Source organism: Sphingomonas bisphenolicum, from assembly GCF_024349785.1.
Taxonomy (GTDB): domain Bacteria; phylum Pseudomonadota; class Alphaproteobacteria; order Sphingomonadales; family Sphingomonadaceae; genus Sphingobium; species Sphingobium bisphenolicum.
The window spans coordinates 1,872,538-1,898,226 of sequence record NZ_AP018817.1 but is presented as its reverse complement, the minus strand read 5'-3'; the positions used below and the strand labels follow the sequence as shown (position 1 = coordinate 1,898,226).

The window sequence follows — 25,689 nt, the reverse complement described above, 5'->3', positions numbered from 1 at the left end:
GCCGATGATGGTTCGGCGGTCGGCGCCGGAATCATGGCTCAGGGCTTCCGATCGATACGGTCGAGCCGGACCACGCCGGTCAACACCGGATCGGAGGCGGACGTCGAAACCTCAACCCTAAGTTTCCCTGCCGACATTTCCCAGCGTTGCGTCCGGGCATTGAAATCGGCCAGCACGCGGGGATCGGCTATAACCGTTACTTCTCGGCTTTCGCCGGGCTTCAGGTCCGGCTTCGCCCAGCCGATCAGCCGTTTCGCCTTGCCGGGCCGGGTGACATAGATTTGCGGCACATCGGCACCCTCGCGGCTGCCGCTGTTGGTCACTGTGAAACGGACCGTCAGGGTCTTGCCGCCCGTGACCTTCAGTCCCTCATAGCGAAAGCTGGTATAGCTGAGGCCATAGCCGAAGGGGTAAAGCGGCTTCGTGCCCTTCCGGTCGAACCACCGATAACCGACGTCTGACGCTTCGGGATAATGAATGTCGAACGGCTTGGTCCCGGCCTGGAGCCCATATACAGCGCGGGTTTCCTTGTCCGCCGCTGGCGCGTTGGAGCCGGGAAGTACCGGATTGGGCAGTTGCTCCACCGACGCAGGGAACGTCACCGGCAAATGCCCCGAAGGATTGACCTTACCTGTCAGCACGCGGGCGATCGCCGCCCCCCCACGCTGCCCGCCATACCAGGCGGACAGGATCGCAGACACCTTCGTTTGCCATGGCATGATAACCGGATTGCCGGTCTCAAGCACCACCACGGTTTTGCCGTTGGCGCTCGCGACCGCATCGATCAATTCGTCCTGCCCTTCCCCCAACGACAGGTCGGGCTGATCGATGGCCTCCGCTGCATATTTTTCGGCGAAGATGATCGCCATATCCGCCGCCCCGGCCGCCCCGGCCGCTGCCGCGACATCCTTGCCATCCAGATAGCGGATGTCCGCATCCGGCAATTCGGCGCGCAGCGCGTCGAGTGGCGCCGTACCGCCATAGCCGCGCTTGGCGAAGCCGGCGGCGGGACCGCTCGACGCGCCCTTGGTCACACGCTTCAAGCCCCCGACCGGCGCAACCTGGCTCGACCCGCCACCGCCCGGCACGCCGATATCGGCATTGCCCCCGATGACGACGATCCGCCTGACCGACGCCGCAAGCGGAAGCATGTTCTGCTCGTTGCGCAACAGCACGATGCCCTGTTCGGCGGCGCGCTGCGCGATGGCGGCATGCGCGTCATAGTCGATCGATTGTCCAGGTTGCAGCGGATGGTCCGCGACGCCATGCGCGTACATGGCGCGCAGGACACGCCGTGCAGCGGTATCGATGGCAGTTCTAGGAACGCTGCCCTCCTCAACCGCCTTGACGAGCAGGTCGGAGAAATAGCGCTTTCCATCCAGTTGCTCGCCCGACTGCTGGTCGAGACCCGCAAGGATCGCCTCGGTCGAATGAACGGCGCCCCAGTCCGACATGACGAAGCCCTTATAACCCCAATCCCGGCGCAGCACGTCCGTCAGCAAAAATGGATGTTCGCAGGTATAGATGCCACCCACCCGATTATAGCTGCACATCACGGAACCCGGATCGCCCCTTTCGATGCCGATTTGAAAGGCCAGCAGATCGCTTTCCCGCATCGACGCCTCGTCCATTTCGACCGAAGCGACATTGCGGCCAGTCTCCTGATTATTGAGGGCATAATGCTTGATAGTGGCGATAATATTGTTGGATTGGACCCCGGCAATTTGCCCGCCAACCAGAATACCCGCCAAGAGCGGATCTTCGCCCAGATATTCGAAATTCCGTCCCGCTCGCGGATCTCGCACCAGATTGACGCCGCCAACCAGCATGACGTTGAACCCCTTGGCACGCGCTTCCGCCCCGATCATCGCCCCGCCCGCGCGCGCCAACTGCGGGTCCCAACTGGCAGCCAGCGACATGCCGGATGGAAGCGCCGTCGCCACGTCGCCTTTGCGCATATCCATCAGGTTCGAAACGCCCAGGCTGGCATCCGTTTCAACCAGCATCGGAACACCTAACCGTTCCACCCCCTCGACATAGCCCGCGCCGACCGTCATCCCCTGGGGACGCTTCGCCGGAGCGACCATGGCGGCGATAGGGCCATGGAGAAGACGCAGCTTCTCCGCAAAGGTCATTTCCGCCAGCGCATTTTCTGCGCGCCGGTCTGCGGGAACAGTTTCTTCCCTGGCTTGCGCCGAAATACTGCCAATAAGAGCCAGGCAAAGCGCGGCAGGTAGCTTGGTCATGATGGTCTGCTATCCCCTCGACAGGGCAGGCCGGCGGCCACCCATTGATTATGGGGCTGGGATAACGCGCTTCTGTTGCCCGGTCAATATTCGATCGCTATCGTTCGATTAATGGCATGACGGTCGATTTCCTATCTCCATCATTGCTTCCAATCCCGGCATCGGCCAAAAAAGGGGCGACATGCCAAAGAAAAGCACCGCCAAAGCCTTCGTGCCCAAAAGGGGCCGTCCTACCGCCGATCAGTTGGCTGCGATTGAGCAGACAATCCTGACGACCGCCCGCGATATGTTTCTTGGAGGCAGCTACGATGCTGTCGCAATGGAGAATATCGCTGCTGTCGCAGGAGTCTCCAAAGGGACGCTGTACGCCCGTTATCCCTCCAAGGAAGCACTGTTCACAGCGATCGTCGAGAACAGGGTGAACCAGTGGTCCGCCGAAGCAGCGCAACAGGATCACCTGCTCAGCAAAGATATCGGGGAGCGTTTACGACATCACGGCCATACCATCGCGCATTCTGTAACCCAGCCCGAAGTCCTCGCATTTCAGCGCCTGCTCTTCGCCACGCGCGAGCGCTTCCCGCAATTGTCGAAGGCGATGTACGAGGCGGGCTATCTCTACATCGTGCGCCTGATCGCCCGGGATATCGCAGAAGCCGCCGAAAGGGACGGCATTCCTGCCCGCCAGCCCGAAACCATCGCACGCATGTTCGTGTCCGCCATTACCGGATGGCATCTACAGGAAAGCGGCGAACACCCCATCACGCTGGAAGAAATCATCGGAGCAGCAGACGGAACCACCGATCTATTCATGGCGGCCAGAGCCCTTTGGTAGGACTTGAATTTAGAACGGTATCGTGCGATATGACCCTCTATCGATAAGGAGGATACCGAAACATGCGCCGTTTCCTGATTGCCGCTGCCGTGACTCTGACACTAGCGAGCACGCCCGTGCTGGCCCAGACGACATCTGCTCCTGCATCTTCGGCCCCGGCTAAGCCGAAATATACGTCTACGGATACCGATCTCGGCACATTGCTCGACGATCCTGTCGCCAAGGCTATCGTCGAAAAGCACATCCCCGGCCTGACCACCAACGATCAGGTCGACATGGCTCGCGGAATGACCCTGAAGGCCATTCAGCAATATTCGCCGGACGAGGTCACGGACGCCCGTCTCGCGGCGATCGACGCTGAACTTGCGAAGCTGCACTGAAAAGAGCGACAAACATGAGACGAAAAGGGCGCCCCAGCGGGCGCCTTTTTTGTCCGATACGCATTCCGCCAGCGCTCACGCGGGCATCCTCCATTTTCTTCAATCGCACGGGAACCGTCATTTCGGCCACCGACAGATGCCAGGCGATTTCCCGAGTGGTTGCACGACCGTTGATGCGCAGAATAGCGATGATTGCGGCGTCCAGCCTGTCCAGCCGCCGCAGTGCCGGGGGCCGCGTTCTCCTGACTCACACTGCAATTTGCTCCCCAAATGCCCCCGTCAGTCGGGCCATCATTCCAACGACATCTGATAAAAAATGGGCCAGTCTGACGACCGGCCCAAGATGAGTTAGGAGAAATGCCTAGAAGGCATCTTATAATTGAACGATATAGTTCGATTAAGCAAGCCTGTTTTCGGATTCATCTTTTTCTATCCGTCACGTTGGCGCCATCGGGATCGGGTCGTCGTCGCCGGGCTTACGCGGCGTCACCAGGCGTGTCGCTTTGCGCGCAATCCAGTGCTCGATGCTTTCGACGATTTCATAAACGACCGGCACGAAGATGAGAGAGAGCGCCGTCGACGTGATGAGGCCACCTATTATCGCCAGCGCCACGATCGTCATCACGATGGGCCGCGGCGCGCATAGAATACTGGTGGCACAATTTCGATATAATCGTATCATATTTTCTGATTTTCTACGCATATTCAAATTCCATGACGGCGCCATTTCTAATATCATTTTTGTCAGATGCCTGCGAAGTCCGACAGATGGGCATCCGGAGAGCCAGCGCCATAAACTAAACATTGCCGAGACGAATTGTTACTTTTCTAAGTTTTTAGATAGATAAAGACAGTCTAAATCATCGCTTCCTGTCCGAGCTGACATCGAAAAACGCCCGATCACAATATCGGTCGGAGCCGTGCAAATACCCTTTTACACGCGTCGCCATCATGTATATAAGTTACGCACAGAGGCATTGAGAAAATGCCTCTGTTCGATCCAGCAAAAAAGGCGGATCGAGCATAATGGGGAGGATATCCATGCGAACCAAGCGTGTTTCGCGCAGCCTATTGCTGTGCTGCAGCCTTTTGGCCCTTACATTGCCTGAAATCGTCAGCGCTCAAGTCACGGATACAGAGATAATTGTTACGGCCACCCGCCGCGAGGAAAAGCTTCAGGAAGTATCGATGTCCGTCAATGTCGCGACGGGAGAGCAAATACAGAAATTCAATATTTTCGATGCCAAAGACGTGCAGCAACTCGCGCCCGGTTTGGAGTTGACGAATACGACCGGTCGCAACAACACTACAACCCTGCGCGGCGTCACCTTCGATCCGGATCAGGGCACTGCTCCTGCCGTCCAAGTCTATTATAATGAGGTGCCAACCGACGCGCAGACCGCCTATACCGCGCTATACGACATTTCCCAGATCGAGATATTGCGCGGTCCGCAGGGCCTGTTGCGTGGATTGTCGGCGCCCGCTGGTTCAATCACCATTGGCACCCGCCGCCCGAATTTCGACACGATCGAAGGTTTCATGCAATCGACCGCCACCGATCGTGCGGGCTACAACGTCCAGGGCGGCGTCTCCCTCCCCTTTTCCGACACGCTGGCGATCCGCGTGGCCGGCTTGGTCGACGGCAATCGCCTGAACAATGTCACAAACGTCAACCTCGGCGAGCGTTCGCGCAGCAGGACCGAAAGCGCGCGCATCACATTGGGCTGGCGCCCAAGCGACGCTTTGAGCGCCTATCTCACCTATCAATATCTGACCGCTGACAATCGCCAGTTCCAACAAGTGGTCGGCAGTGGAAACGAGCCAGTCTACAGCCCGGCCATCTTCGTCGGATTTCCTCTCAAGGACCCAAGCTTCGTCTCCGGCCCCAATCTTAGTCCATCGGATTATGGCGCAGTCAGCGAGGGCATTTTTCGCAACCAGAACGAGACCCATCTGGTCAATCTGGCCTTCGACTATGATCTGGGAGGATCGACGCTATCCTTCGTGGGCGCGCATCAGTTCAGCAAGTTGAAGATTCAGCGCGACCTGGACCCAAGCAATGCCGTGCCCAACTATATCCAGGCTTCCAAGGTCATTACCCCCTATAAGGTGGACACGGCCGAATTGCGCTGGAGCACCAACAATCAGGAAGGATTGGGAGGCGGCCTCGGCATCTTCTACACCAAGCAGACCGGAACCACTATTGTTGACCAACGCAACGACAGTTTCTCCTTTCCGCTCGATCCCAATGGTTTAATCCCTGGCACGACCATTCCCAACCGCTTTCCGGTAGGCGTTCATGTCGTGGTGCCGGTCTATACCCGGACCTGGTCGTTCAACGCCAACCTGCGCTACAAGACCGGCCCGCTGACGATCGAAGGTGGCGTTCGCTATTCGATCCTCAAGGCCATTCAGACGACACAGCAGACGCTGGATCTGGGACCGTTTCCCGATTTTCCATTTCCGGGCGCTCCGGCCGATTATGTGCTGACCGTGGGACCGACGGAAATCATCCCCGCCAATCTCCAGAAGCGCGTGAACAAACCCATTACGGGCGGCGTAACGGTGAACTATGCGCTTGCCGACACGATGAACGCCTATTTCGCCTATGGCCATTCCTTCCGCGCGGGCAGCACCGGCGTATCGGTGCCCGCCGCGATCAGCGACGATCTGATCAGCACGCGGGCAGAAAAGACAGACTCGTTCGAAGTCGGCCTCAAGGGCTCCGTCATGGACCGCAAGATAAATTACTCCATCGCGGCCTTTTACCAGAAGTTCAACGGGTTTCTCAGCCGTTTCACGGCCATCCAATATAATTGCCCCGAAATCAACGGTCAGTGTGACGCGACGGGTCCAGCGATCAACAACGCCATCGACAGCACCAATGGTGGTTTCGACTTCAACTATAATGCAAATGCCAAAGTCAAAGGCATAGAGGCATCTATCGATGCGCGCTTTATCGATACATGGGACATGAATGTTTCCGCCGCATATACACGTGCCCGCTTCAGCAATGCGCTGGTGCCTTGCAACGACTTTGACGGATCGGGCTCGCCCAATCAGAACGGTACGCCGAAAATCACAGGAACCGGCAATGTCAGCTACTGCCGCACTAGCGGCCGGATGGCGGAGGTTCCCGATTTCAGCCTGACCGCGAATACGGAACTGCGAATCCCGACCGGGGACTATACGCCTTTCATCCGCGCCCTCTTCACCTATCGTCCGGGCTTCCATTCGGATCAGGTGAATTATGACTATCGAAGCCGCGAACTGCTCAACCTCTTCCTCGGCGTTCGGGGACCGGACAGTAGATGGGAACTGACCGCATTCGCGCGCAATCTGCTCAACCAGAAGCGGATCACAAATATCTCGCTAGGCAACGGCATTTCACCGACTTCCCAGCCTTTAGGCCCAACGGGCGCGATCCCCTATGATTCCGGTTACCGCCTGGTCAATGTGATGAATCCGCGCGAATTTGGCGCAACACTCAATTTCAAATGGTGACGTCGAATTAGAGAACTGGAAGCGCTCGGTCACGCCCGCCAGCAAGCTGGCACGCATGGGCATTATTGACGAAGAAAGAGGATTACAAAACTCTGGTAGCGGTCGCTGCGTAGCGGGGACGGCTACCAGAATACTCGAGGAACGCAGGTGGTCGAAGCGGGATATCGAGGCTGGAGGAACCGGGCAATGTCCGAGCGCTGGCCAAACGGGCTCAACTGCAATGAACCTCGCCTGCGAATTCTAGATACTGGCCCGTGGCCACGGCGTTGCCCGGCGAAGGCCGGACAGATGGCAGCATCCTACCAGGAGCGACATGTTATCATTTACCGCTGCAATCAAATATATGAATATTATCAGCCTGTTTAATTGATGCAATAATATCAAAGACTGTATTCCGACCATATATTTGATCGGAATCTGGCAGAAACTTACCGAGCCAATCTTCCGTTTGATAATCTCTGTCGTTTACTGCCAATTTCCTTCCTGGCATTCTCGATCATCTCCAGCTCAGTGACAGCCAAAAGATCTTCCGATACCCGGGTAAGATGGTCCCGCATTGCCGATCGCGCCAAATCACTGTCGCGCGCCACTAGCGCATCGTAAATGCGTCGATGTTCATCGGGCCTGGGATTGATTCCGCCTTGCCGGGCCTGCTCGAACATATGCCGGCAGAGAGGCGATGATTCCCGTAAATCCCACAGATGCTCGACCGCCTGTTCGATCAGGCTATTCTTCGTCCCCTGAGCGATCATCAGATGGAAGGTTCGATCCAATGCCAGCTCAATGGCCGATGCCGGGTCCGCCGCTTCCATGCGGCCCAATATTGCTTTAAGTTCGACCAATTCGTCATCGGTCATGACGGCCGCGGCCAACGCCGTCGCCTCCCCTTCGAACATCAGTCGCGCTTCGATGAGTTCAAAAGCGCCGACGTTCAGTTCCGCTGTAGCCCGAATGTTCGGCGGGGAGATAACGACATAGACACCTGAACCGTGCCGAACTTCAACCAGTTGGCGGATTTCCAGCGCAATGATCGCTTCCCGGATCGTCGGGCGGCTGACGTTGAACTGTTCGGCAAGATCGCGTTCAGGCGGCAGCCGGGATCCCGGCTGATGCACACCGTCCTGGATACCGCGCTCGATTTCAAGCGCCACGCGCTGATATAATTTCAAACGTTCTGCCATGCCACGGACATGTCACAAGGCATGGCGGTTCGCAAGTCATCTTACCAATCTTCCGATGCGCCATTTACCAGTTCCACATGGTGCCGTCTTCCAGCCGCGCTACCGGCAGATAGGCGGGCTTGTAGGGATATTTGGCGGCCAGATCCTCATCGATGTCCACGCCATGGCCGGGCGTTTCGCCGCAGAAGAGTTCGCCCTTGTCGAAATGATAGTCGTGCGGGAAGACGGCATCGGTTTCCTCCGTATGCCGCATATATTCCTGGATGCCGAAATTGGGCACCCATGTGTCGAAATGCAGCGCGGTGCCCATGGTGACGGGCGACAGGTCGGTCGCGCCATGGCTGCCGGTGCGCACCTGATAGAGGGCCGCCAGGTCGGCGATGCGGCGCAGATGCGTGACCCCGCCCGCGCTGACGATGGTGCAGCGGATATAATCGATCAGCTGGTTCTGGATCAGATCCTTCGCGTCCCAGATAGTGTTGAAAATCTCTCCCACCGCCAGCGGCGTGACGCTGTGCTGGCGGATCAGCTTGAAGGCTTCCTGATTTTCCGCCGGGGTCACGTCTTCCAGCCAGAAGAGCTGATAGGGCTCCAGCATCTTGGCCAGATTGGCGGCCTCCTGCGGGGTATAGCGATGATGGCCATCATGCAGCAGATGCGGGCCAAAGCCATAGATGTCGCGCAGCGTTTCGAATAGCTTCGGCACGTAGTTGAGCGCCTTGCGGGTATCCCAGCCGGTGACGGACGGCAGCGCCGCGTCGGCGGGTTCATAGAACAGCTTGCCCCGGCCCACGCCATAGGCGTCCTTGATGCCGGGCACGCCCGTCTGCGCACGAATGGCCTTGTAGCCAAGATCGATATATTGCCCCACCGCGTCCACGGTTTCGGCGATGTCGCTGCCATTGGCATGGCCATAGACCATGATGCCGTCGCGGCTGCGGCCGCCCAGCAACTGGTAGAGCGGCATATTGGCCATCTTCGCCTTGATGTCCCACAGCGCCACGTCGACCGCGGCGATCGCGCGCATCGTCACCGGGCCGCGACGCCAATAGGCACCACGGTAGAGATATTGCCAGATATCCTCGATCCGGCGCGGGTCCATGCCGATCAGGCAGGGGACGACATGATCCTCCAGATAGGCGACCACCGCCTTTTCCCGGCCGTTCATGGTCGCATCGCCAATGCCATAGACGCCCTGGTCGGTCATGATCTTGAGCGTGACGAAATTGCGTCCCGGACAGGTGACGATGACCTTGGCCGATATGATCTTCACTGACGATCTCCCCAAATGAATGCGAGCATGGCGCCCAATGTTGCCGCCTTCATATTGGACTTACCTCTTAATGACAATAGATCAGATAACTTGAAGCTTTATACCGATCGCGTATGAGGGCGAGACATCTCCTGGGATCTGGACACCATCTATGACCACGCATGTTCTGGAATTGCATCCCGACCGGCTACTGCCCGCTGACCCTGCCACGCGGGCGATCGCCAGAGCGCTCTATGACAGCGTCAAGGGCCTGCCGATCGTCAGTCCCCATGGCCATACCGATCCGTTCTGGTTTGCGGGCAATGCGCCCTTCGCCAATGCCACCGACCTGCTGCTGACGCCCGACCATTATCTGTTCCGAATGCTCTATTCGCAGGGCGTGCCGCTCGACGCGCTGGGTGTGCGCAACCCGCAAGCGGACCCGCGTGAGGCCTGGCGGCTGCTGGCGCAACATTATCACCTGTTCCGGGGCACGCCGTCGCGCATGTGGCTCGACTGGGTGTTCGTGCATGTCTTCGGCATGGAAGTCTCCTTGAGCCAAGGGACGAGCGACCTCTATTACGATACGATTACCGATAGGCTGGCGACCGACGCGTTGCGGCCCCGGTCGCTGTTCGACCGCCATGGCATCGAACTGATCGCGACGACCGAAAGCCCGCTCGATACGCTGGAGCATCACGCCGCCATCCGGGCCGAAAATGCGCGTGAAGGCGGCTGGCAGGGGCGCGTTATCACCGCCTATCGCCCCGACCCGGTAATCGACCCGGAATTTGAGGGCTTCGCCACCAATCTGGGTCTGTTTTCCGACCTGACCGGCGAGGATTGTTTCACCTGGTCGGGCTATCTCGCCGCGCATCGCCAGCGGCGCGCCTTTTTCGCGGGCATGGGCGCGACATCAACCGACCACGGCCATCCCACGCCGCGCACCGCTGACCTGAGCGAAGCGGACGCGCGCGCCCTGTTTGAGACGATCTGTTCCGGTCGCTTCTCGACGCAGGACGCCGAACTGTTCCGCGCCCAGATGCTGACGGAAATGGCCGCGATGAGCGTGGACGACGGGCTGGTCATGCAAATCCATCCCGGATCGTTCCGCAACCATAATGCGCGCCTGTTCGAACGTTTCGGCCGCGACAAAGGCGCCGACATCCCGATGCGGACCGAGTTCGTGGCCAATCTCAAGCCCCTGCTCGATCGGTTCGGCAACGACCCCAGGCTGTCGATCATCCTCTTCACGCTGGACGAAAGCGTCTACGCCCGCGAACTCGCGCCGCTGGCGGGCCATTATCCCTGCCTGAAGCTGGGACCGGCCTGGTGGTTCCACGACAGTCCGGAAGGAATGCGCCGCTTCCGCCATATGACGACCGAGACGGCAGGCTTCTACAATACGGTGGGATTCAACGACGATACCCGCGCGCTGCTGTCGATTCCCGCGCGACACGACGTGGCCCGGCGGATCGATTGCGGCTTCCTGGCGCAACTGGTGGTCGAGCATCGCATCGCGGAGTGGGAAGCGGCCGAACTGGCGCAAGACCTGACCTATAATCTGGCGAAAAAGGCCTATAAACTGTGAGCGATAGCAACCTTCTGTCCAACCAAACGCTGGACCGCCTGCCCGCCGCGCTGGCGCAGGCCGATTATGATCGCGATGCCCAGGCGTGCGGGATCGTCCATTTCGGCATCGGCGCGTTCCACCGCGCGCATCAGGCCTGGTACACCGACCGGGCGATGGCGCAGGGCGACAGCGATTGGGGCATCACCGGCGTATCGCTGCGATCGGCCGGCGTGGCGCGGCAGCTCAATCCCCAGGACGGCCTCTATACGCTCACCAGTTGCAGCGCGGACGGCCGGACGACACAGTTGATACGGTCCGTGCGCCAAGTGCTGGTCGCCAGCGAGGATCCGGGCGCGGTGATCGCCGCGCTCGCCGCGCCGCAGACGCATATCGTCACCTTCACCGTCACCGAAAAAGGCTATTGCCGCGCGGCGGACGGATCGCTCGATCTGGCGCTCGCCAATGACGGCAGCATCTATTCCTTCATCGAACGCGGATTGCAGGTGCGCGCCGAGCGCGGCCTGCCCGGCCTGACCCTGCTGTCCTGCGACAATCTGGCGCATAACGGCCGCCAGTTGGAGCGGCTGCTGCACGCCTATGTCGATGCGCGCAATCCGGCGCTGACCGCGTGGATTGATCGGGAATGCCGCTTCCCCAGTTCCATGGTCGACCGCATCGTTCCCGCCACCACAGACGGCGATCGCGACGCCGTGCAGGCGGCGATCGGGCTGGAGGATCAGGGTGCGGTCGTGACCGAGCCGTTCAGCCAGTGGGTGATCGAGGATCGCTTTGCCGGTCCCCGTCCGCGCTGGGACGTAGTCGGCGCGGAACTGGTGGCCGATGTCGCCCCCTATGAAATGGCCAAGCTGCGGATGCTGAACGGCGCGCATTCGGCGCTCGCCTATCTGGGTCTGCAAAACGGCCACAGCTTCGTCCACGAAGCAGTCGATGATCCGACGATCCGGCCGCTGATCGAAGCGCTGATGCGGCAGGAAGCGGCCCCTACCATCGCCGCCGCGCCGAACCAGGATCTGGACGCCTATGCGACCGCGCTGCTCGCCCGTTTCGCCAACCCGGCGCTCAACCATCGGCTGATCCAGATCGCCATGGATGGCAGCCAGAAAATTCCCCAACGCTGGCTGGAAATCCTGGCCAACAACCAGCGGGACGGCAAAACCTGCCCGGCGATCCTGGAGGCGCTGGCCGCCTGGCGTCGCCACCTGCGCGGTGACAATGCGGTCATGTGGGGCGTTGTCGAAGATCCGATGCGGGAGCAGCTGGCCCCGCTGGCGAAGGGGGAGGCCGCCAGCTTCGCCCATGCGCTGTTCGGCAAGAGCGGCCTGTTCGCAGCGAGTTGGACGGCGAACGATGCCGCCATGCGCGCGTTGATCGAGGCCCTCGGCAGATAGAGGCTATGATGGCATGTGCCCCGGCCTGCGCCGGGGCAGGGAAAGCTATCAAGCGGTGAGATGGTCCGCGGACTTGGGACGATTGCGCAACAAGATCCACAGCACCGCCATACCGATGATGTCGAGCGCGCCCAGCATCACGAACAGCGGCGAATAGCCGAATATGTCGGCGCTCTGCCCGATCAACAGGGTGAAGAGCATCCCGCCGATCCAGGCGATCGTGCCCGCCATGCCGCTGGCCGTGCCGACCATGCGGCTGTCGAACACGTCCGAACACAGCGTAATGAGCGCGCCGTTCAGCATCTGATGCGCGAACCCGCCGACGCAGAAGAGCGCGATCGCAAGCCCCGGCGAACCGGCAAGGCCGATGCAGGCCGGACCGATCATGCACACCGCGCCGATCGACATGGTGATCTTGCGCGACGCCAGCACGCTCGCGCCCCGCCGCATGAGCCAGGGCGGCAACAATCCGGCGGCCAGCGACCCCAGATCCGCCGCCACGAACGGCATCCACGCCCACAGTGCAATGCTTTTCAGGTCCAGATTCCAGACCGCGACCAGATAGAGCGGAATGAAGAAGTTGAAGGTCTGCCATGCCGGCTCGGCGAAGAAACGCGGGATGGCGATGGCCCAGAAGCCACGCGACCGGATCACTTCGGATCGGGTGGACGGGCGGGTCGTATCGCTCGTGTCGCCCTGCCCGGCCTTGATCAGCGCGCGCTCTTCCTTGCTCAGGCGGCGATGGCGATCGGGCGTTTCATAGCCGACCCACCATAGGAGCGCCCAGACCAGGCTGAGCACGCCGGTGACGATGAAGGCCGACTCCCAGCCCCAGCTGAGGATGCAGAACACCACGATCGGCGGGGCCGCTATAGCCCCGACACTGGTGCCCATCTGAAAGGCGCTGGTCGCCAGCGGGCGTTCGCGCGCGGGGAACCATTCCGACACGGATTTGGCGCCAGCGGGAATCGCCGCCGCTTCGGTCGCGCCGAGCATCCCCCGGAAAATGGCGAGGCCCTGCCAACTGGTGGCGAACCCATGCGCCATATTGGCAAGCGCCCAGCCGACCGCGAACAGGAAGAAGCCGAGCCGGGTGCCCAGCAGGTCAAGCACGGTGCCCGCAACCGTCTGCATGATCGTATAGGCGAGCTGGAACGACAGGACGACATAGCTGTAGCTTTCCGTCGTCATCCCCATCTCCTGCTTGAGCGTGGGGGCGGCGACCGACAGCGTCGAGCGGGCCAGATAGTTGAGGATCGTCCCGATCGTCACCAAGCTGATGATCCACCAGCGCAGGTGCCGGATCGGTTTCTTGCCGGAAGAGGTCATGGGCGGGGCGTGTCGATCGGCACGACCTCCAGTGCGGAGACGATGGCATCCCCGACCGTGGGCTTGAAGTTGATCGTGAGGCCGTCCTTGACCGCGGTCGCAGGCAGGCTGCGCGTGATCGCCTTGAGCGTGCCGCCGGCTGCTGCCGCCACGTCGAAGCCAGGAAGCGCTACCTTACCGTTGATCGCCACGTCGAAGACGCGCTTGCCGCGTTCCGCCGACGGTTCGACGAAGTGCAGGATCACGGTGTAGCGGCCCGGCTTGGCCGGAATATGATAGGTGAAGTCGCCCGACCGATAAGTGGCGGCCTGATCCCGGTTGGCGGTGCCGGTGATCGCGGCGGCCTGAAACGGCGCGTAGCGGTTCTTGCGTGTGTCGGCGGTGCCGGGTGCGCCGCCGTCGAAAAAAGCGTCGGAGCCGAAGCGATGCGCCGGGTCGGCCGCCGCGAGTATCGCGCCGCTGTCGATGCGGAACGCGGCCGCTGCGTCGCGCCCTACCGTCCAGTCCACGCCGTCGGTCTGTACGCCATTGGCGAAACGCGCGCGCGCTTCGATCCGGTTCTGCCCTTCGGTCAGGCGAACGCCGGGCCAGACGCAGGTGGCAAAGGCGCAGCCGCGCATCGTGCCGATGGACGTGCCGTTGACCAGCAATTCGGTTTCGGGCGCATTGCTGTAAATCTTGACGTCGGTCACGCCATAGGCGCGATCGACATAGCGCTTGCCTGCAATCTGCACCGCAGGCTGCGCCGACCAGTTGACGCGATAATACCACCAGGCGTCCTTGCGGATCGCGCCGTCATAGGTGACCAGCCCCTTGGTATTGATGTCGATGGAATCGCCTTCCTTGCGCACCTTGGTCGCAAAGTCGAAGCTGTTCCACAGCCAGCTACCCCACAAATAGGGTTTTGCCTTAACCTGCGGCCAGACGCGCTCGTGCAGCCAGGCCTGATATTCTTCGGGCTGGTCGCGGCCCGACGCATTGATCGGCCCGCCCTGCGGATCGTCGCTATGCTGCGACGTCGCGCCGCCCGCGCCATATTCGGTCAGCGCCAGCGGCTGTCCGGCATGTTTCTGATGCAGACCATCCAGCACGGACGAAAAGTCATCCGCCTTGCCATAATACCAGCCCATATAGCGGTTGACGCCCAACCCGTCGGTAATGCCCGACACGTCGGGCACGCCCGGCATTCCGTTATTCTCGCAGCAATTGGCGAGTACCGTGCGCCGGATCGGGTCTTCCGCCTTGGCCAGTGCATTGAGATCGGTCAGCAGGCCGCGCGGATCGGGCACCTCGCTCACCGCCTTGCCGATGAAGTCGGGGCGGTTCGGGCCGAAATCCACCTCATTGGCGATGCCCCATACCGCCACCGACGGATGATTGTAATTCTGCCGGATCATCTCGACCAGTTGCTGGCGGGCGTTATCGGCCACCGCCTTGGGCGCTTCCTTTTCGTCCGGCGACAATGTCCAGGCAGTCACCAGCGGAATCTCGTCCCAAAGGATCAGGCCGAGCTTGTCCGCCAGCGCATGAACGACCGGCCCATGCTGATAATGGGTCAGGCGGATCGTATTCGCGCCCATTTCGCGGATGGTGGACACCATCTTCTCGATGTCGCTGTCGCTCAACGCCCAGCCGTCCTGGCCGCTATCCTGATGCAGGCCCACGCCGTGCAGGGCCACGACCTTGCCGTTCAGCAGGAAGCCGCGATCGGGATCGAGCGCCATGGTGCGAATACCGAAAGGCTGGCTGACGCTGTCGAGCAACGCGCCCTTATTGTCGCGAAACTCCGCGACCATCGTGTAGAGATAGGGGTCGGCCGTGCCCTGCCACAGGCGCGCCTGGTCGATCGTCAGGTCGATGCGCGCTTCGCCGTCGGTCCGCGCGCTCAACTGCACGGGGCTGGCCTGCCGGGCGACCTCCTTGCCGTCCCGATCCACGAACCGCACGACCACCTGACCACGGAGTGCACGGCCGGCGTCGTTGCGCACGCGCGACAGGATGGAGATCGCCGCCTTGCCATTGTCGATGCTACGTGTCTGCGCATAGACGCCGCTGCCGCCATGATCGAGCATCGCGAAATGCGCCGCCTGCGTCACGATCATCTTCACCGGGCGATACAGGCCGCCATGGACGAAGAAATCGCCTGCCAGCGGTAATGTCGGCTGCACACCGAGCGTTTCGGGCGCACGATTGTCGACCTTCACCAGCAGGACGTTGCTGCCGCCCTGCCGATAGGCTGACGTCGCATCGAAGCGGAAGGCGGAAAAGCCGCCCGCATGGCTGCCCAGCCTTTGCCCGTTCAGCCAGACTTCCGCCGTCCGGCTCGCCGCTTCGAACTCCAGCCACAGGCGCTGCGCCCCGGACAGGCGCGCGGCGGGCAGGGTCAGCTTGTACCAGCCGACGCCCTGAGTCTGGTCGATCGGGCGTTTGAGGGTCGCGGCTGCGGGACTGCCCGGCAGGTAGGAGCCGATCCGGTTCCAACTATGAGGCACTTCCACCGGTTGCCATGTCGTATCGCTGGCGGGCGGCTCGGCTGCGTCACCCATTTGGAAGCCCCAGCCTGACGTCAGGGTTACGCTTTGTCGAATTTCCGGTGCGGGCGACACAGCCGCAGATTGCGCCAGAACGACGGTCGACGTCGCGACCGAACAGAGCAGTGCTGCCGACAGCGTGGATAAGCGATGGGGGATCAAGGCTCTCTCCTGAACAGGATAGTTTTTCAAACTGGTATGACCACGCTGCATTGGAGCGCCTTGGTTGTCAATCCAATTGGCCCCACTTGGCCGTCCACTGCATAGCACCACAAAAATGCTGATCCGGTGGCCGACAGAAAACCGACTGCCGGACCAGCCGATGCAGGGGTGCAGCCCTGCATCTATAATAAAATCATTTAGTCCCGCACGGCCCCGCCGGTGACGGAACGAACCGCGACGGAGCGGAAGAAGTCGAGCTTGCGCGCGTCAGGCCAATTGCCAGCACCAGCAGCCTTGCCCAGTTCCAGCAATGTCCGGCTGGACGGGTCATATCGGGGCCAGTGCAAATCGGCACTGTTGGGATCGCCGGTACGGGCGAAAGCGACCAGCGAACGCGTCATTGCCCGACTGAATAGGCGGTCCTCGCTCGTCCAGGCGCGCGTGGTTCGGAACTGGTTGAAACTGTCCAGCGTACCGAGCCAGAACGGCACTTCGGACGTATGATAAGCCCCCGCCGTAGCAGGATCGAGATCGGTCAGCACGACACCCGGCGCGAAGCTGTGCGCGCGCGAGAATTCATAGCTGAAAATCCTGGACCGCCCATGCGCCGCCTGTGCTCGCGCCCAGCTATCCATGCCGACCGCCATGGTCCCGTCACGATCCGCCGCCCGCGCCTGCATGCGCGCCTGCTCGTCATTCGACGCCGGATAGAGGCTCAGGAACGTCGAAACCTGCTCGCCGAATTTCGCCTTCGCTTTCGCCCGATAGTCTTCCAGCCCTTGTATCGGGCCAAGCCCGCCAAAGGATTCGTCATGGGTGAAGCCAAGCAACAGCGGCACGTCATTCTGGGCGGATTGTGCGAAAATCTGTTCGACAGGTTGCGGAAAGAGATAGCCGTCCTGCACCGGACCGATTTTGGGACCAGCCGCGATGCGTGGCACAACGATCCGGTCGGCCGGCAGAGCGCGCAGTTCCGTGATCGACTTGGCCCGCAAATAGGCCTGAAGCTTGACGCCCTCCTTCTCTGCATCCGGCAAGGGCGCCATGGCGCTGGGGCCATCAAGGACCGCGCCGCTCATGCCGACGGCGCGATGGAACAGGCCGCGCGCGAGCGGGGAGGCCTGCAGCGCGCCGACGGACATCGAGCCGGCGGACTGGCCCGCGATCGTCACATTGTCGGGATCGCCGCCGAACCGCGCGATATTGCGCCGGACCCATTGCAGCGCCGCGATCTGGTCGAGAAAGGCATAGTTGCCCGATGATTTGTGCGACGATTCCGCGGAGAGTTCCGGGTGCGCGAGGAAACCCAGCGCGCCCAGGCGATAGTTGAAATTGACGAAGACCGCGCCTTCGCGGCTGACCGCTTCGCCCCCGTAGAGCGCCATGCTGGACGATCCGACATAGAAGCCACCGCCATGAATATAGACGATGACCGGCGCCTTCTTCAGCGCGGCGGTCGTCCAGACGTTGAGGTAGAGGCAATCCTCGCTGGCGATTTCCGCGCCCGAATATTGGTTGGTCATCACCCCGCGCTGCGGCTGCGTACATTGCGGGGCATAATGGTCCGCATGATAGGTGCCGTTCCAGCGCTTGGGCGGCTGCGGGTCGCGCCAGCGCAGGTCGCGCACCGGCGGCGCAGCATAGGGAATGCCCAGATAAGCCTGCCCGCCCGAAGACATTCCGATCCCTTCGATCGCCCCCTGATCGAGGGTGACGTGCGGGTTCTGCTTGGCGACCGGCGCGGCGCTGGCCGATGCAGCCAAACCGATGCCGATGGCTATCAAAGAGGTGAGACTGCGGATGATTTCCTCCTGTCGACATCGACCTTGCAGAACGCCGGACCCGATGGATGCCACGCCCGGCGCCAGAGCCGAAAAGCTCCGGTGCCGGGCGTAATCGTGTTAGAATTTGAACCGCACGCCGCCCTTGTAGGTCCGGCCCATCAGATCATAATAGGCGCTGCCGTTAGCGGGCAATGGCGGGTCTTTGTCGAACACATTGTCGACGTTGAAATAGACCGTGAACTGCTTGTCCGCGCCAAAGCTGTATCGCGCGCCCAGGTCGAGATAGGCGACCGCCGGGATATTATTGTTGCTGATGCTGGTGGTCAGCGCCGGATTATATTCCGGCTCGTCAGGCCCGAACAATCCGTTATTCTGGCTCGAAGGCGACACATAGCGGACATTGGCGTTCAGGCCGAGACGGTCCAGTTCATAATCCAGCGTCAGGTTGAACAACCATTTGGGGAGGCCGGCCGGGCCACCGAACTGCGCGCCGGTCTGACCGGCACGGTCGATGCCGTTGGGGAACAGGGTCGACACGTCGATGGACGATTTGAACGACATGACGTGCGTCGCTAGCAGGTTGGTCGTCAGCGTGCCCGCCAAGCCGACATCGTCCAGATTCTGGCTGTAGGTCGCCTGGAAATCCAGGCCGCGGGTCTTGAATTGCGCGACGTTGGCGGTGATGCCGCGCACGCCGGTCAACTGGCCCGCAACAGGATCATTATTGGCGAAACTGATCAGCGAGCACCAGCTATTGCCCGTATAAATCCCGCCGACGAAGCAGTTGTTGACGACACCCTGCGTACCGGTGGACGTGATCGCGTCCTTGATCCCGATATTATAATAGTCGACCGACAGGCGCAGCGCGCGCAGGAAGGACGGCTGCCAGGTCACGCCGACCGTCTGGGTGATCGACTTTTCCGGCTTGAGGTCGGCATTGCCGCCCACGATGAATCCGGCGCTGTTGGTCGGAGCCGCGATTCCGGGACGCGGATCGGCGGGCAAGGGCAGAGACTGGGTCTGGGGCGTGAACAGATCGATCAGGTTAGGCGCGCGGATGTCGCGCGACCGCGTGGTGCGGAACATCAGGCCATCGATCACTTCCCAGGTCAAACCCGCCTTCCAGGTGGTGACGCTGCCCGACGTGCTGTAATCGGTCAGGCGGGCGGCGCCGTTGAACTCTATCTTGCGCGCGAAGGCCATATCCTGCGCCAGCGGCACGATGGCTTCAGCATAGACTTCTTTGACGTTCTGGCTGACTTGCGGAAGGGTCAGCCCGGTGCCCGAGAGCCAGCTATTCGATCGCGACAGCGCGTCGGTCGTCAGTTCGACCGATTCCCGCCGATATTCCGCGCCGACGCCGACCGACACCGGCCCGGCCCAGGTAGAGAAAGGCTCACCCTGGATGTTCGCGGCGAAATCATGCAGCCTCGTCCGGCCCCTGCCCGTCGCGGTGCCCAGAATGTAGGACTTGGCGGCGTCCGAGACATGGGGGGTACCAAGAATGTTGATGGGCACGCACCCTGCGGCGCGGGCAGCGGCGTTGCGGCAAACGATCTGGCCGTCCACCGAAACCGCATCGAGCGCGTTGCGGAAATTGACGTTGTTGAAATTGTTGCTGATCCGGACGTCCGATGTATTCTGTCCGAACAGATAGGACGCGTCCCATTTCCAAGATCCGCCCAGGTCGCCCTTCACGCCGCTCTGAACCCGGATCACCTCATTCTCGATGCGGCGGACATTGGGTCCGAAAGCCTGTCCCGAATAGCCGATAGCCAGACCTGTCGTCGGCACCTGCGCCAGTTGCTCCGCGGTCAGCGCCTGGGCGAGATAAGGATTGTCCCGCGCGATGTTGAGCGCAGGGCCGGCGCCCGCGCCGTCGCGACGCACCAGGATGATACCCGTGGTGGTGACGTTGGAATAAAGCGGTTCGACATAGACGGTCAGGCTGTCATTGAGGTCGAACGACACGCGGCCCATCGCGCTGTAGCGCGTCTGTTCGGGCCTGAGTTGCTGCGTATTGAGGTTGTTGATTCCCGCGGCGGCATTCGCTGCGAGCGCCTCGGGCGTAAAGAAGTCGAGGCTCGCCGTCATGTTGCTGAGGCCCCGGCTGAACGTCGTCGTCGTCACCCCGCCATTCGCCGTCGGCACGAACGCCAGACCGCGAAGCGCGCCGGCGGTCTGGATCACGCCGCCGCTGCTCGCCGCGCCATAATAGTTGCCGTTCGGACCCAGGACCGTGCTGGGCGTGCCGGCAGGCCGGTTGGCGATGACCGCGCTGTTCCACGCCTGCCGCCCCCATCCGCGCGCCGTGTTGTAGTAGCCAGTCCCGCCATCATCATTATATTCGAAACCCGCGACGATATGGCCGCGTCCGTCGGCGAAGCTGGTGCCGCCGGCCAGGGTGGCGAACTTGCTCTTCGCGTCCTTATAACGGGTCTGGCTATATTGGACGGACCCCTTGATACCTTCGAACTTGTCGTCGATCTGGAAATTGATGACACCTGCCACCGCATCGGACCCGTAAGCCGCCGACGCGCCCCCGGTGACGACGTCGGAATTGCGGATCAATACCGTCGGAATGACGTTCAGGTCGGTCGATCCCGCCGTGGTGGTGACGCCCGGCACTATCGTCTGCGGCAAACGGCCCCGATCCAGCAGCACAAGCGTGCGCGTCGGTCCCAATCCGCGCAGATCCGCCAGGAAAGCGCCGGTATTCCCGAGGCCGCCGGCATTGGGCGACACCGCCGCGCGGAAGGCGGGAACCCGGTTGATCGCATCGCCGACATTGGTAATGGCGCGCGATTCCAGAAATTCCTGGCCGATGACGGTCGTAGGCGTGGGCGCCGTATATCCGCTGCGCGACAGGCGCGACGCCGTGACGACGATGTCTTGCCCCGCGGTATCGGCGCTGCCTTCCACGCCGCTTTGCGGCGCAGGCGCCGCCGTACCGCTTTCGGCCGCCTGTTGGGCCGACGCCGTGCCGGCCATGAAAAGGAGCGACGCTCCACCCAGCAGCGCGGCGCGCAGCAATGCGGCGCGACTACCTAAAAAATGACTATGCGATTTGGCGACATCTTCATGATAGCGCATTTGGTATCCCCTCTTGACGACCGCTTCTGCAGACGGATTTGGCTTGTCCAATTTTCTAAAGCGGTCAGGCTAATCAATATAGTGATTTTTATCACTGCCGAACGATCAATATAATTTGTGATTGATCCACTGGCGGATGTTCGCACCGATAGCCGTCGACCGGCTTAAATCGGCGCGATGTCGAAAGGCCCTGACGATCCTGCCTGACCAACAGCTGTCGGATGAGGATCGGATCGCGGCCTCAACCCATCTCATGTGAGATGGCACGACAGATCTGGTTTCGGCACGACACCAGTCCAGAGCATCTCGCGCATAGCGGGCGTTCCGTCGGCGCGTCCATCACCCACTGACCGCGCGGTAAAAATGGTCGGTCAGCGTCCTTCACCGCACGAAGTTGCCTGACCACCCGACGAAGACATGGCATAAATCGAACGACGTTCGCGCGGATGCAGTCCTTCCCAAGAACGTCCAGGCGCGACGATACAGTCCCACTCGTCACATCGACGCGCGCATAAATGCCCTCCCTATGCCCGACGTGAATTTATGCATCCGCTCAAGCATTGGCCGATCAACCCTGTCGCAACATAGCCGGCTTCGGCGCTGGACCGTCCACTGACCCGATGGTGGCGCCATGACGAGCCTTTTCCCTGAAGTCTTGCACCTTCCCTGCCGGGCACGCTGAACTCTTTAAGGCGTACGCAACTGCAACAAGCCCGCCGGCGCGCCGAACTCGTCGGGCCAGGCCGCATAGGCCACGTCGGTCGGCCCGACCACGAACTCCCGCACCATCCACCGCCCGTCCTTCTGCTCCAGCAGCGCATAGACGTCCGGCCCGTCGAATATCCCCTCGCGCACCCGTTCGGCGTGGCGCGTCTTGCGGAAATCGATCGCCCCGCCGGCCCGCGTCTGCGGCACGACATGGGCGAAGGCCCATCTGTCCTGCCGCCGCAGCGTCCGCACCACAAATTGCACTTTCTGCCCCAGGTCGCGTTCGATCGCCGGCCGCAGCGCGTCGAGCAGTACCCGCCGCTGCGGATCGGCGACGCCGATGTCGCTTGCCCGGGCCAGCGCGGCCATCACCATCATCGTCGCGATCATCCACCCCTCCCGTCAAAGCCGGCCGTTGGCCCAGCGCCGCCGCCATGGACATGAAAAAGGCCGCGCAGGGCCCTCTCCCCACGCGGCCTCTTCGTTAAGACGAACGAGCCCGGACCGCAAAGGTCCAGCTCAGTTCGCCTTGGAAAGATCCACCTTCTCCACCCATTCGGGGTAGAAGGTCGGTTCGCGATTGGACCAGCCCACCGCCGTCGCCGCCGCCTCGCTGATCGACTGGAGCAGCGCGCGCCGCTTTTCGGGGTGGAGGTGCGGCAGGCTGGCCGCGGCGCAGAAGGCGCCCGGCAACCAGGGCCGCGCCCCCGCGCCCAGCAGTCGCTCGTAGAGGAAGCGGTAGGAGGAAAAGCTGCCCAGCCGGTCCTGGCCCAGGTCGAAGGCGGAGATGGTCACCAGCGGCGCCATGAACGGCTCCACCTGCTCCAGACCGCTGTCATCGGGGACATGCGCCTTGATCTCGTCCAGCCGTCCATAGATGCGCGCCTGCGCCCGGATGGAGGCTTCCTCGACCATGTCGCGGGACCACAGCTTCATCGCGTCGCGGCGATGCAGCCCGATATCCAGCGATCGGCGAATATAGCGTTGCGTGGAGGATGAGAAGCTTGCGAACTCTCGCAGTTCCGCCAGGGTTACAGCCCCATCCGCCGGTCTTGCACTCGTACCCATGTCATGCCCTCCGACTTGAAGTCGTAGGATGGAACATGCGCCCTCTATGGTTACTGAAGGCTTAAGGGCCTGTTCCACCGCTGTTCACAAGGGACCAGATTTCTTTTTGCAGCGCAACATGAAAATCTCATGACTGCGGCGAACGGAATTTTCGGCAGGCATCTCAACGCCCAAGCCCCGCGCCCGCGACCAGGCACGGGGCGCGCCTCAGCCGCCCAGCGCGGTGCGCAACGTCACGCCGATGGTGCGCGGATCGCTCGGTGTGCCGACGATCAGCCCGCTATTGCCGGCCTGCACGGTCAGGTTCTGCATATAATTTTTGTCGAAGATGTTCCGCGCGAACACCGCCACCTCCCAACGCGGCGTGCGATAGCCGATGCTGCCATTGACCAGCGTATAGCCCTTGATGACGGTATAGGCCGACCCGGTCGCATCACCGAAAATCTTCGTCCGCGTCACCGCGTCGGCGCGCAGCACGACCTCGCCCTCGCGGCCCGCCATCGACACCGGCAGGCGATATTCGCCGCCCGCCGATCCGGTCCATTTGGGCAGGCCCGGCATAGCCTGCCCCGACAGGTCGCATTGCGCCGTGCCGCTGCCTGTCTTCTCGATCGGGCATGGTCCCTTGGGATAGCTGGAATAGACGCCATCCGAATAGGCCCCCGCCGCCCGCAGCGTCAGCCGTGTCCCCACTCGCGCTGCGGCGTCGAACTCGATCCCCTTGACCGTCACCTTGGGAATATTGGCCAGATAGCTGCGCAGCGCGATCACCGCCGCACTGTCCACCACATTGGCCTGGAAATCGGTGACGCGGGTATAATAGGCGTCGATGTTGAAGGTCAGCGCGTCGTCCAGCAGCCGGGTCTTGACCCCGCCCTCCCATGTGCTGTTCTTCTCCGGCCGCACCGTCACCGTGCTCAGGATCGGGTCGCCCGACGCATGGCCCGGCACACCGGCGGGATAGACCGGCAGGCCCGACATGTTGATCCCGCCCGACTTCTGCCCGCGCGCGAAACTGGCATAGGCCATCACCCTGTCGGTCAGGTCATAGGCGATGTTCACCCGGCCCGATGCGCTGCCATCGCCCAGATGGGCGCTATAGGACTGGCTGCGCAGGATCGAATTCTTGTCGCTCACCAGCGCCGGCGTCAGTCCGCTGGTAAGCCCGCCAAAGGCGGTCACGTCATAGACGCCGTCTTTCTCCTCATAGGTATAGCGGATGCCGCCAGTGACGGCCAGACGCGCCAGCGGCCGCCATGTCACCTCGCCGAAAATGCCGAAGCTTTCCGACCGGAAATCGGTACGCCCGGCGGTCTGGTAACCGTCCAGCAGGTTCGCAGGCCGCCCCGGCAGCAGCCAATAGGTCGCCAGCGGCCCATAGATGCTGATAGGATGGCCCACGATCTTCTGGTGGAAATAATAGAGGCCCGCGACATAGTCGACGTTGCCGGGCGTGTTGGAACCGATGCGGAATTCCTGGGAAAACTGGTCCTGCCGCGATGGGATATGCTGGGTCGTCTGGATATGCAGCCCGGTATAGTCGCGGTCGTTCCCCGCGTCCCAGTTCCAGAAGCGCCAGGCGCTGATCGACGTCAGCGTCGCGCCGCCCAGCCTCCACTCGGCGATGCCCGACACCCCGCCCTCATTGGTGTCCACGCCCAGCGGCGCGTCATTGTCGGTCACCCGGTCATAGGGATTGGTGCTCGGCGGAGCATAGGCGCCACCCGGCGCGTTGGCGGCCAGCGCGGCATATTGCTGGGCGGCGGGCTTGAGCGTCGGCGCAACGCGCACATGCACCTGCGCGCAGCAGTTATTCTTGAAATTCGACCAGTCGCCGATCAGCCGCAGCGAAAAATCGTCCGATGGCGCGAACAGCAATTGCCCGCGGATCGCGTCATTATGGATTTCATTCTGATCCTCGTCCCGCACGATATTGCGGATGGAACCGTCCTGCCGCGTCACCGATCCCGACAGGCGGAACGCCAGCACGTCCCCGGCGACCGGTCCCGTCACCGCCGCCCTGGCCTGCCGGAAATTGCGGCTGCCATAGGATAGTTCCGCTTCCCCGCCCCAGTCGAAACCGGGCTTTTTCGACAGGATGTTGATCGCGCCCGCTGTCGTGTTCTTGCCGAACAACGTCCCCTGCGGCCCGCGCAGCACCTCGACCCGCTCGATATCGGTGAAGTCGAACGCCGCCGTCGCCGGCCGGGCATGATAGACGCCATCGACATAGAAACCCACGCCCGGCTCCAGCCCGTCATTGGCCTGGCTCACCGCCACCACGCTCGACCCCAGCCCGCGAATGGTGAAGGCGGTGTTGCGGGGATTGGCGGACGAATAATTGAGCGCCGGCACCAACTGGCTCAACTGGCTGACATTGACCGTATAGGTGCGGGTCAGTTCCTCGCCACTGACGATGCTGAGCGCGGCGGGCACCTGCTGCGGGTCTTCCTCGCGCAACCGCGCCGTCACGACGACGATCGCGCCGTCGCCCGCATCGCCTTCCGCAGCCTGCGCCATGCCGCCGGTCAAGGCGGCCGATCCCATCAGGACCGCCGCCGCCATCTTCATCCCCGTCGCCACCCTGTCATCCCCCATGATTCGCGGGATCGATAAACCGGCTGCAAGGGACGTGCT

17 protein-coding genes are annotated in these 25,689 nt (G+C 61.9%); 5 read left to right on the top strand and 12 right to left on the bottom strand.

What is annotated here, in order from left to right:
• Positions 1-38 precede the first annotated feature (38 nt).
• Positions 39-2,246 carry a beta-glucosidase family protein gene (locus SBA_RS09425; RefSeq protein WP_261934210.1) on the bottom strand — a complete coding sequence of 736 codons (2,208 nt, stop codon included), beginning with the start codon at positions 2,244-2,246 and terminating at the stop codon, positions 39-41.
• Positions 2,247-2,427: 181 nt separating this feature from the next.
• On the opposite strand from SBA_RS09425, the gene SBA_RS09420 reads away from it, so the two are divergent.
• Together SBA_RS09420 and SBA_RS09415 are read left to right on the top strand one after the other, a co-directional pair.
• On the top strand, positions 2,428-3,078 hold the full coding sequence (locus SBA_RS09420; RefSeq protein ID WP_224550687.1) for a TetR/AcrR family transcriptional regulator: 651 nt from the start codon (positions 2,428-2,430) through the stop codon (positions 3,076-3,078).
• A 62-nt stretch (positions 3,079-3,140) separates the two neighbouring features.
• The gene (locus SBA_RS09415) at positions 3,141-3,458 is read left to right on the top strand and encodes a hypothetical protein (protein ID WP_261934209.1); all 318 of its coding nucleotides are present in this window, start codon (positions 3,141-3,143) and stop codon (positions 3,456-3,458) included.
• Here SBA_RS09415 and SBA_RS25280 read toward each other — a convergent pair.
• Both SBA_RS25280 and SBA_RS09410 read right to left on the bottom strand, forming a co-directional pair.
• The gene (locus SBA_RS25280; RefSeq protein WP_390902438.1) at positions 3,406-3,633 is read right to left on the bottom strand and encodes a hypothetical protein; all 228 of its coding nucleotides are present in this window, start codon (positions 3,631-3,633) and stop codon (positions 3,406-3,408) included. The two genes, SBA_RS09415 and SBA_RS25280, sit on opposite strands and share 53 nt — an antisense overlap.
• Positions 3,634-3,894: 261 nt before the next feature.
• Positions 3,895-4,083, bottom strand: a complete 189-nt coding sequence (locus SBA_RS09410; RefSeq protein WP_261934208.1) for a hypothetical protein — start codon at positions 4,081-4,083, stop codon at positions 3,895-3,897.
• A gap of 563 nt (positions 4,084-4,646) precedes the next feature.
• On the opposite strand from SBA_RS09410, the gene SBA_RS09405 reads away from it, so the two are divergent.
• On the top strand, positions 4,647-6,962 hold the full coding sequence (locus SBA_RS09405; RefSeq protein WP_390902323.1) for a TonB-dependent receptor: 2,316 nt from the start codon (positions 4,647-4,649) through the stop codon (positions 6,960-6,962).
• Between the two features lie 428 nt (positions 6,963-7,390).
• Here SBA_RS09405 and SBA_RS09400 read toward each other — a convergent pair whose 3' ends face one another.
• Complete coding sequence (locus SBA_RS09400; RefSeq protein WP_224550694.1) at positions 7,391-8,143, bottom strand: FadR/GntR family transcriptional regulator; 753 nt, start codon at positions 8,141-8,143, stop codon at positions 7,391-7,393.
• A gap of 64 nt (positions 8,144-8,207) precedes the next feature.
• The gene (gene manD / locus SBA_RS09395; RefSeq protein ID WP_261934206.1) at positions 8,208-9,416 is read right to left on the bottom strand and encodes a D-mannonate dehydratase ManD; all 1,209 of its coding nucleotides are present in this window, start codon (positions 9,414-9,416) and stop codon (positions 8,208-8,210) included.
• A gap of 151 nt (positions 9,417-9,567) precedes the next feature.
• On the opposite strand from manD, the gene uxaC reads away from it, so the two are divergent.
• Both uxaC and SBA_RS09385 read left to right on the top strand, forming a co-directional pair.
• The gene (gene uxaC / locus SBA_RS09390; protein ID WP_261934205.1) at positions 9,568-10,986 is read left to right on the top strand and encodes a glucuronate isomerase; all 1,419 of its coding nucleotides are present in this window, start codon (positions 9,568-9,570) and stop codon (positions 10,984-10,986) included.
• Complete coding sequence (locus SBA_RS09385; RefSeq protein ID WP_261934204.1) at positions 10,983-12,377, top strand: mannitol dehydrogenase family protein; 1,395 nt, start codon at positions 10,983-10,985, stop codon at positions 12,375-12,377. The genes uxaC and SBA_RS09385 overlap by 4 nt, the downstream gene beginning before the upstream one ends.
• A gap of 48 nt (positions 12,378-12,425) precedes the next feature.
• On the opposite strand, the gene SBA_RS09380 is transcribed toward SBA_RS09385, so the two are convergent.
• The 7 genes from SBA_RS09380 to SBA_RS09350 form a co-directional block, all read right to left on the bottom strand.
• Positions 12,426-13,706 carry an MFS transporter gene (locus tag SBA_RS09380; RefSeq protein ID WP_261934203.1) on the bottom strand — a complete coding sequence of 427 codons (1,281 nt, stop codon included), beginning with the start codon at positions 13,704-13,706 and terminating at the stop codon, positions 12,426-12,428.
• The gene (locus SBA_RS09375; protein ID WP_261934202.1) at positions 13,703-16,399 is read right to left on the bottom strand and encodes a glycoside hydrolase family 2 TIM barrel-domain containing protein; all 2,697 of its coding nucleotides are present in this window, start codon (positions 16,397-16,399) and stop codon (positions 13,703-13,705) included. The genes SBA_RS09380 and SBA_RS09375 overlap by 4 nt, the downstream gene beginning before the upstream one ends.
• A gap of 197 nt (positions 16,400-16,596) precedes the next feature.
• Positions 16,597-18,183, bottom strand: coding sequence for a carboxylesterase/lipase family protein (locus SBA_RS09370; protein ID WP_261934201.1), 1,587 nt, complete (start codon positions 18,181-18,183; stop codon positions 16,597-16,599).
• A gap of 117 nt (positions 18,184-18,300) precedes the next feature.
• Complete coding sequence (locus SBA_RS09365) at positions 18,301-21,276, bottom strand: TonB-dependent receptor domain-containing protein (RefSeq protein ID WP_261934200.1); 2,976 nt, start codon at positions 21,274-21,276, stop codon at positions 18,301-18,303.
• A gap of 687 nt (positions 21,277-21,963) precedes the next feature.
• Positions 21,964-22,374: a hypothetical protein gene (locus SBA_RS09360; protein ID WP_261934199.1), complete on the bottom strand. Its 411-nt coding sequence runs from the start codon at positions 22,372-22,374 to the stop codon at positions 21,964-21,966.
• Positions 22,375-22,503: 129 nt separating this feature from the next.
• The gene (locus SBA_RS09355; protein ID WP_224550704.1) at positions 22,504-23,052 is read right to left on the bottom strand and encodes a hypothetical protein; all 549 of its coding nucleotides are present in this window, start codon (positions 23,050-23,052) and stop codon (positions 22,504-22,506) included.
• Between the two features lie 207 nt (positions 23,053-23,259).
• On the bottom strand, positions 23,260-25,635 hold the full coding sequence (locus SBA_RS09350) for a TonB-dependent receptor (RefSeq protein ID WP_315975762.1): 2,376 nt from the start codon (positions 25,633-25,635) through the stop codon (positions 23,260-23,262).
• Positions 25,636-25,689: the final 54 nt, after the last annotated feature.

Excerpts from the sequence above, each read along its gene's own strand:
- SBA_RS09365 (WP_261934200.1), bottom strand. The coding sequence starts at position 21,276 with ATGCGCTATCATGAAGATGTCGCCAAATCGCATAGTCATTTTTTAGGT.
- SBA_RS09415 (WP_261934209.1), top strand. The coding sequence starts at position 3,141 with ATGCGCCGTTTCCTGATTGCCGCTGCCGTGACTCTGACACTAGCGAGC.
- uxaC (WP_261934205.1), top strand. The coding sequence starts at position 9,568 with ATGACCACGCATGTTCTGGAATTGCATCCCGACCGGCTACTGCCCGCT.
- SBA_RS09380 (WP_261934203.1), bottom strand. The coding sequence starts at position 13,706 with ATGACCTCTTCCGGCAAGAAACCGATCCGGCACCTGCGCTGGTGGATC.
- SBA_RS09360 (WP_261934199.1), bottom strand. The coding sequence starts at position 22,374 with ATGATCGCGACGATGATGGTGATGGCCGCGCTGGCCCGGGCAAGCGAC.
- SBA_RS09425 (WP_261934210.1), bottom strand. The coding sequence starts at position 2,246 with ATGACCAAGCTACCTGCCGCGCTTTGCCTGGCTCTTATTGGCAGTATT.
- SBA_RS09405 (WP_390902323.1), top strand. The coding sequence starts at position 4,647 with ATGTCCGTCAATGTCGCGACGGGAGAGCAAATACAGAAATTCAATATT.
- SBA_RS09400 (WP_224550694.1), bottom strand. The coding sequence starts at position 8,143 with ATGGCAGAACGTTTGAAATTATATCAGCGCGTGGCGCTTGAAATCGAG.
- SBA_RS09420 (WP_224550687.1), top strand. The coding sequence starts at position 2,428 with ATGCCAAAGAAAAGCACCGCCAAAGCCTTCGTGCCCAAAAGGGGCCGT.
- SBA_RS09355 (WP_224550704.1), bottom strand. The coding sequence starts at position 23,052 with ATGGGTACGAGTGCAAGACCGGCGGATGGGGCTGTAACCCTGGCGGAA.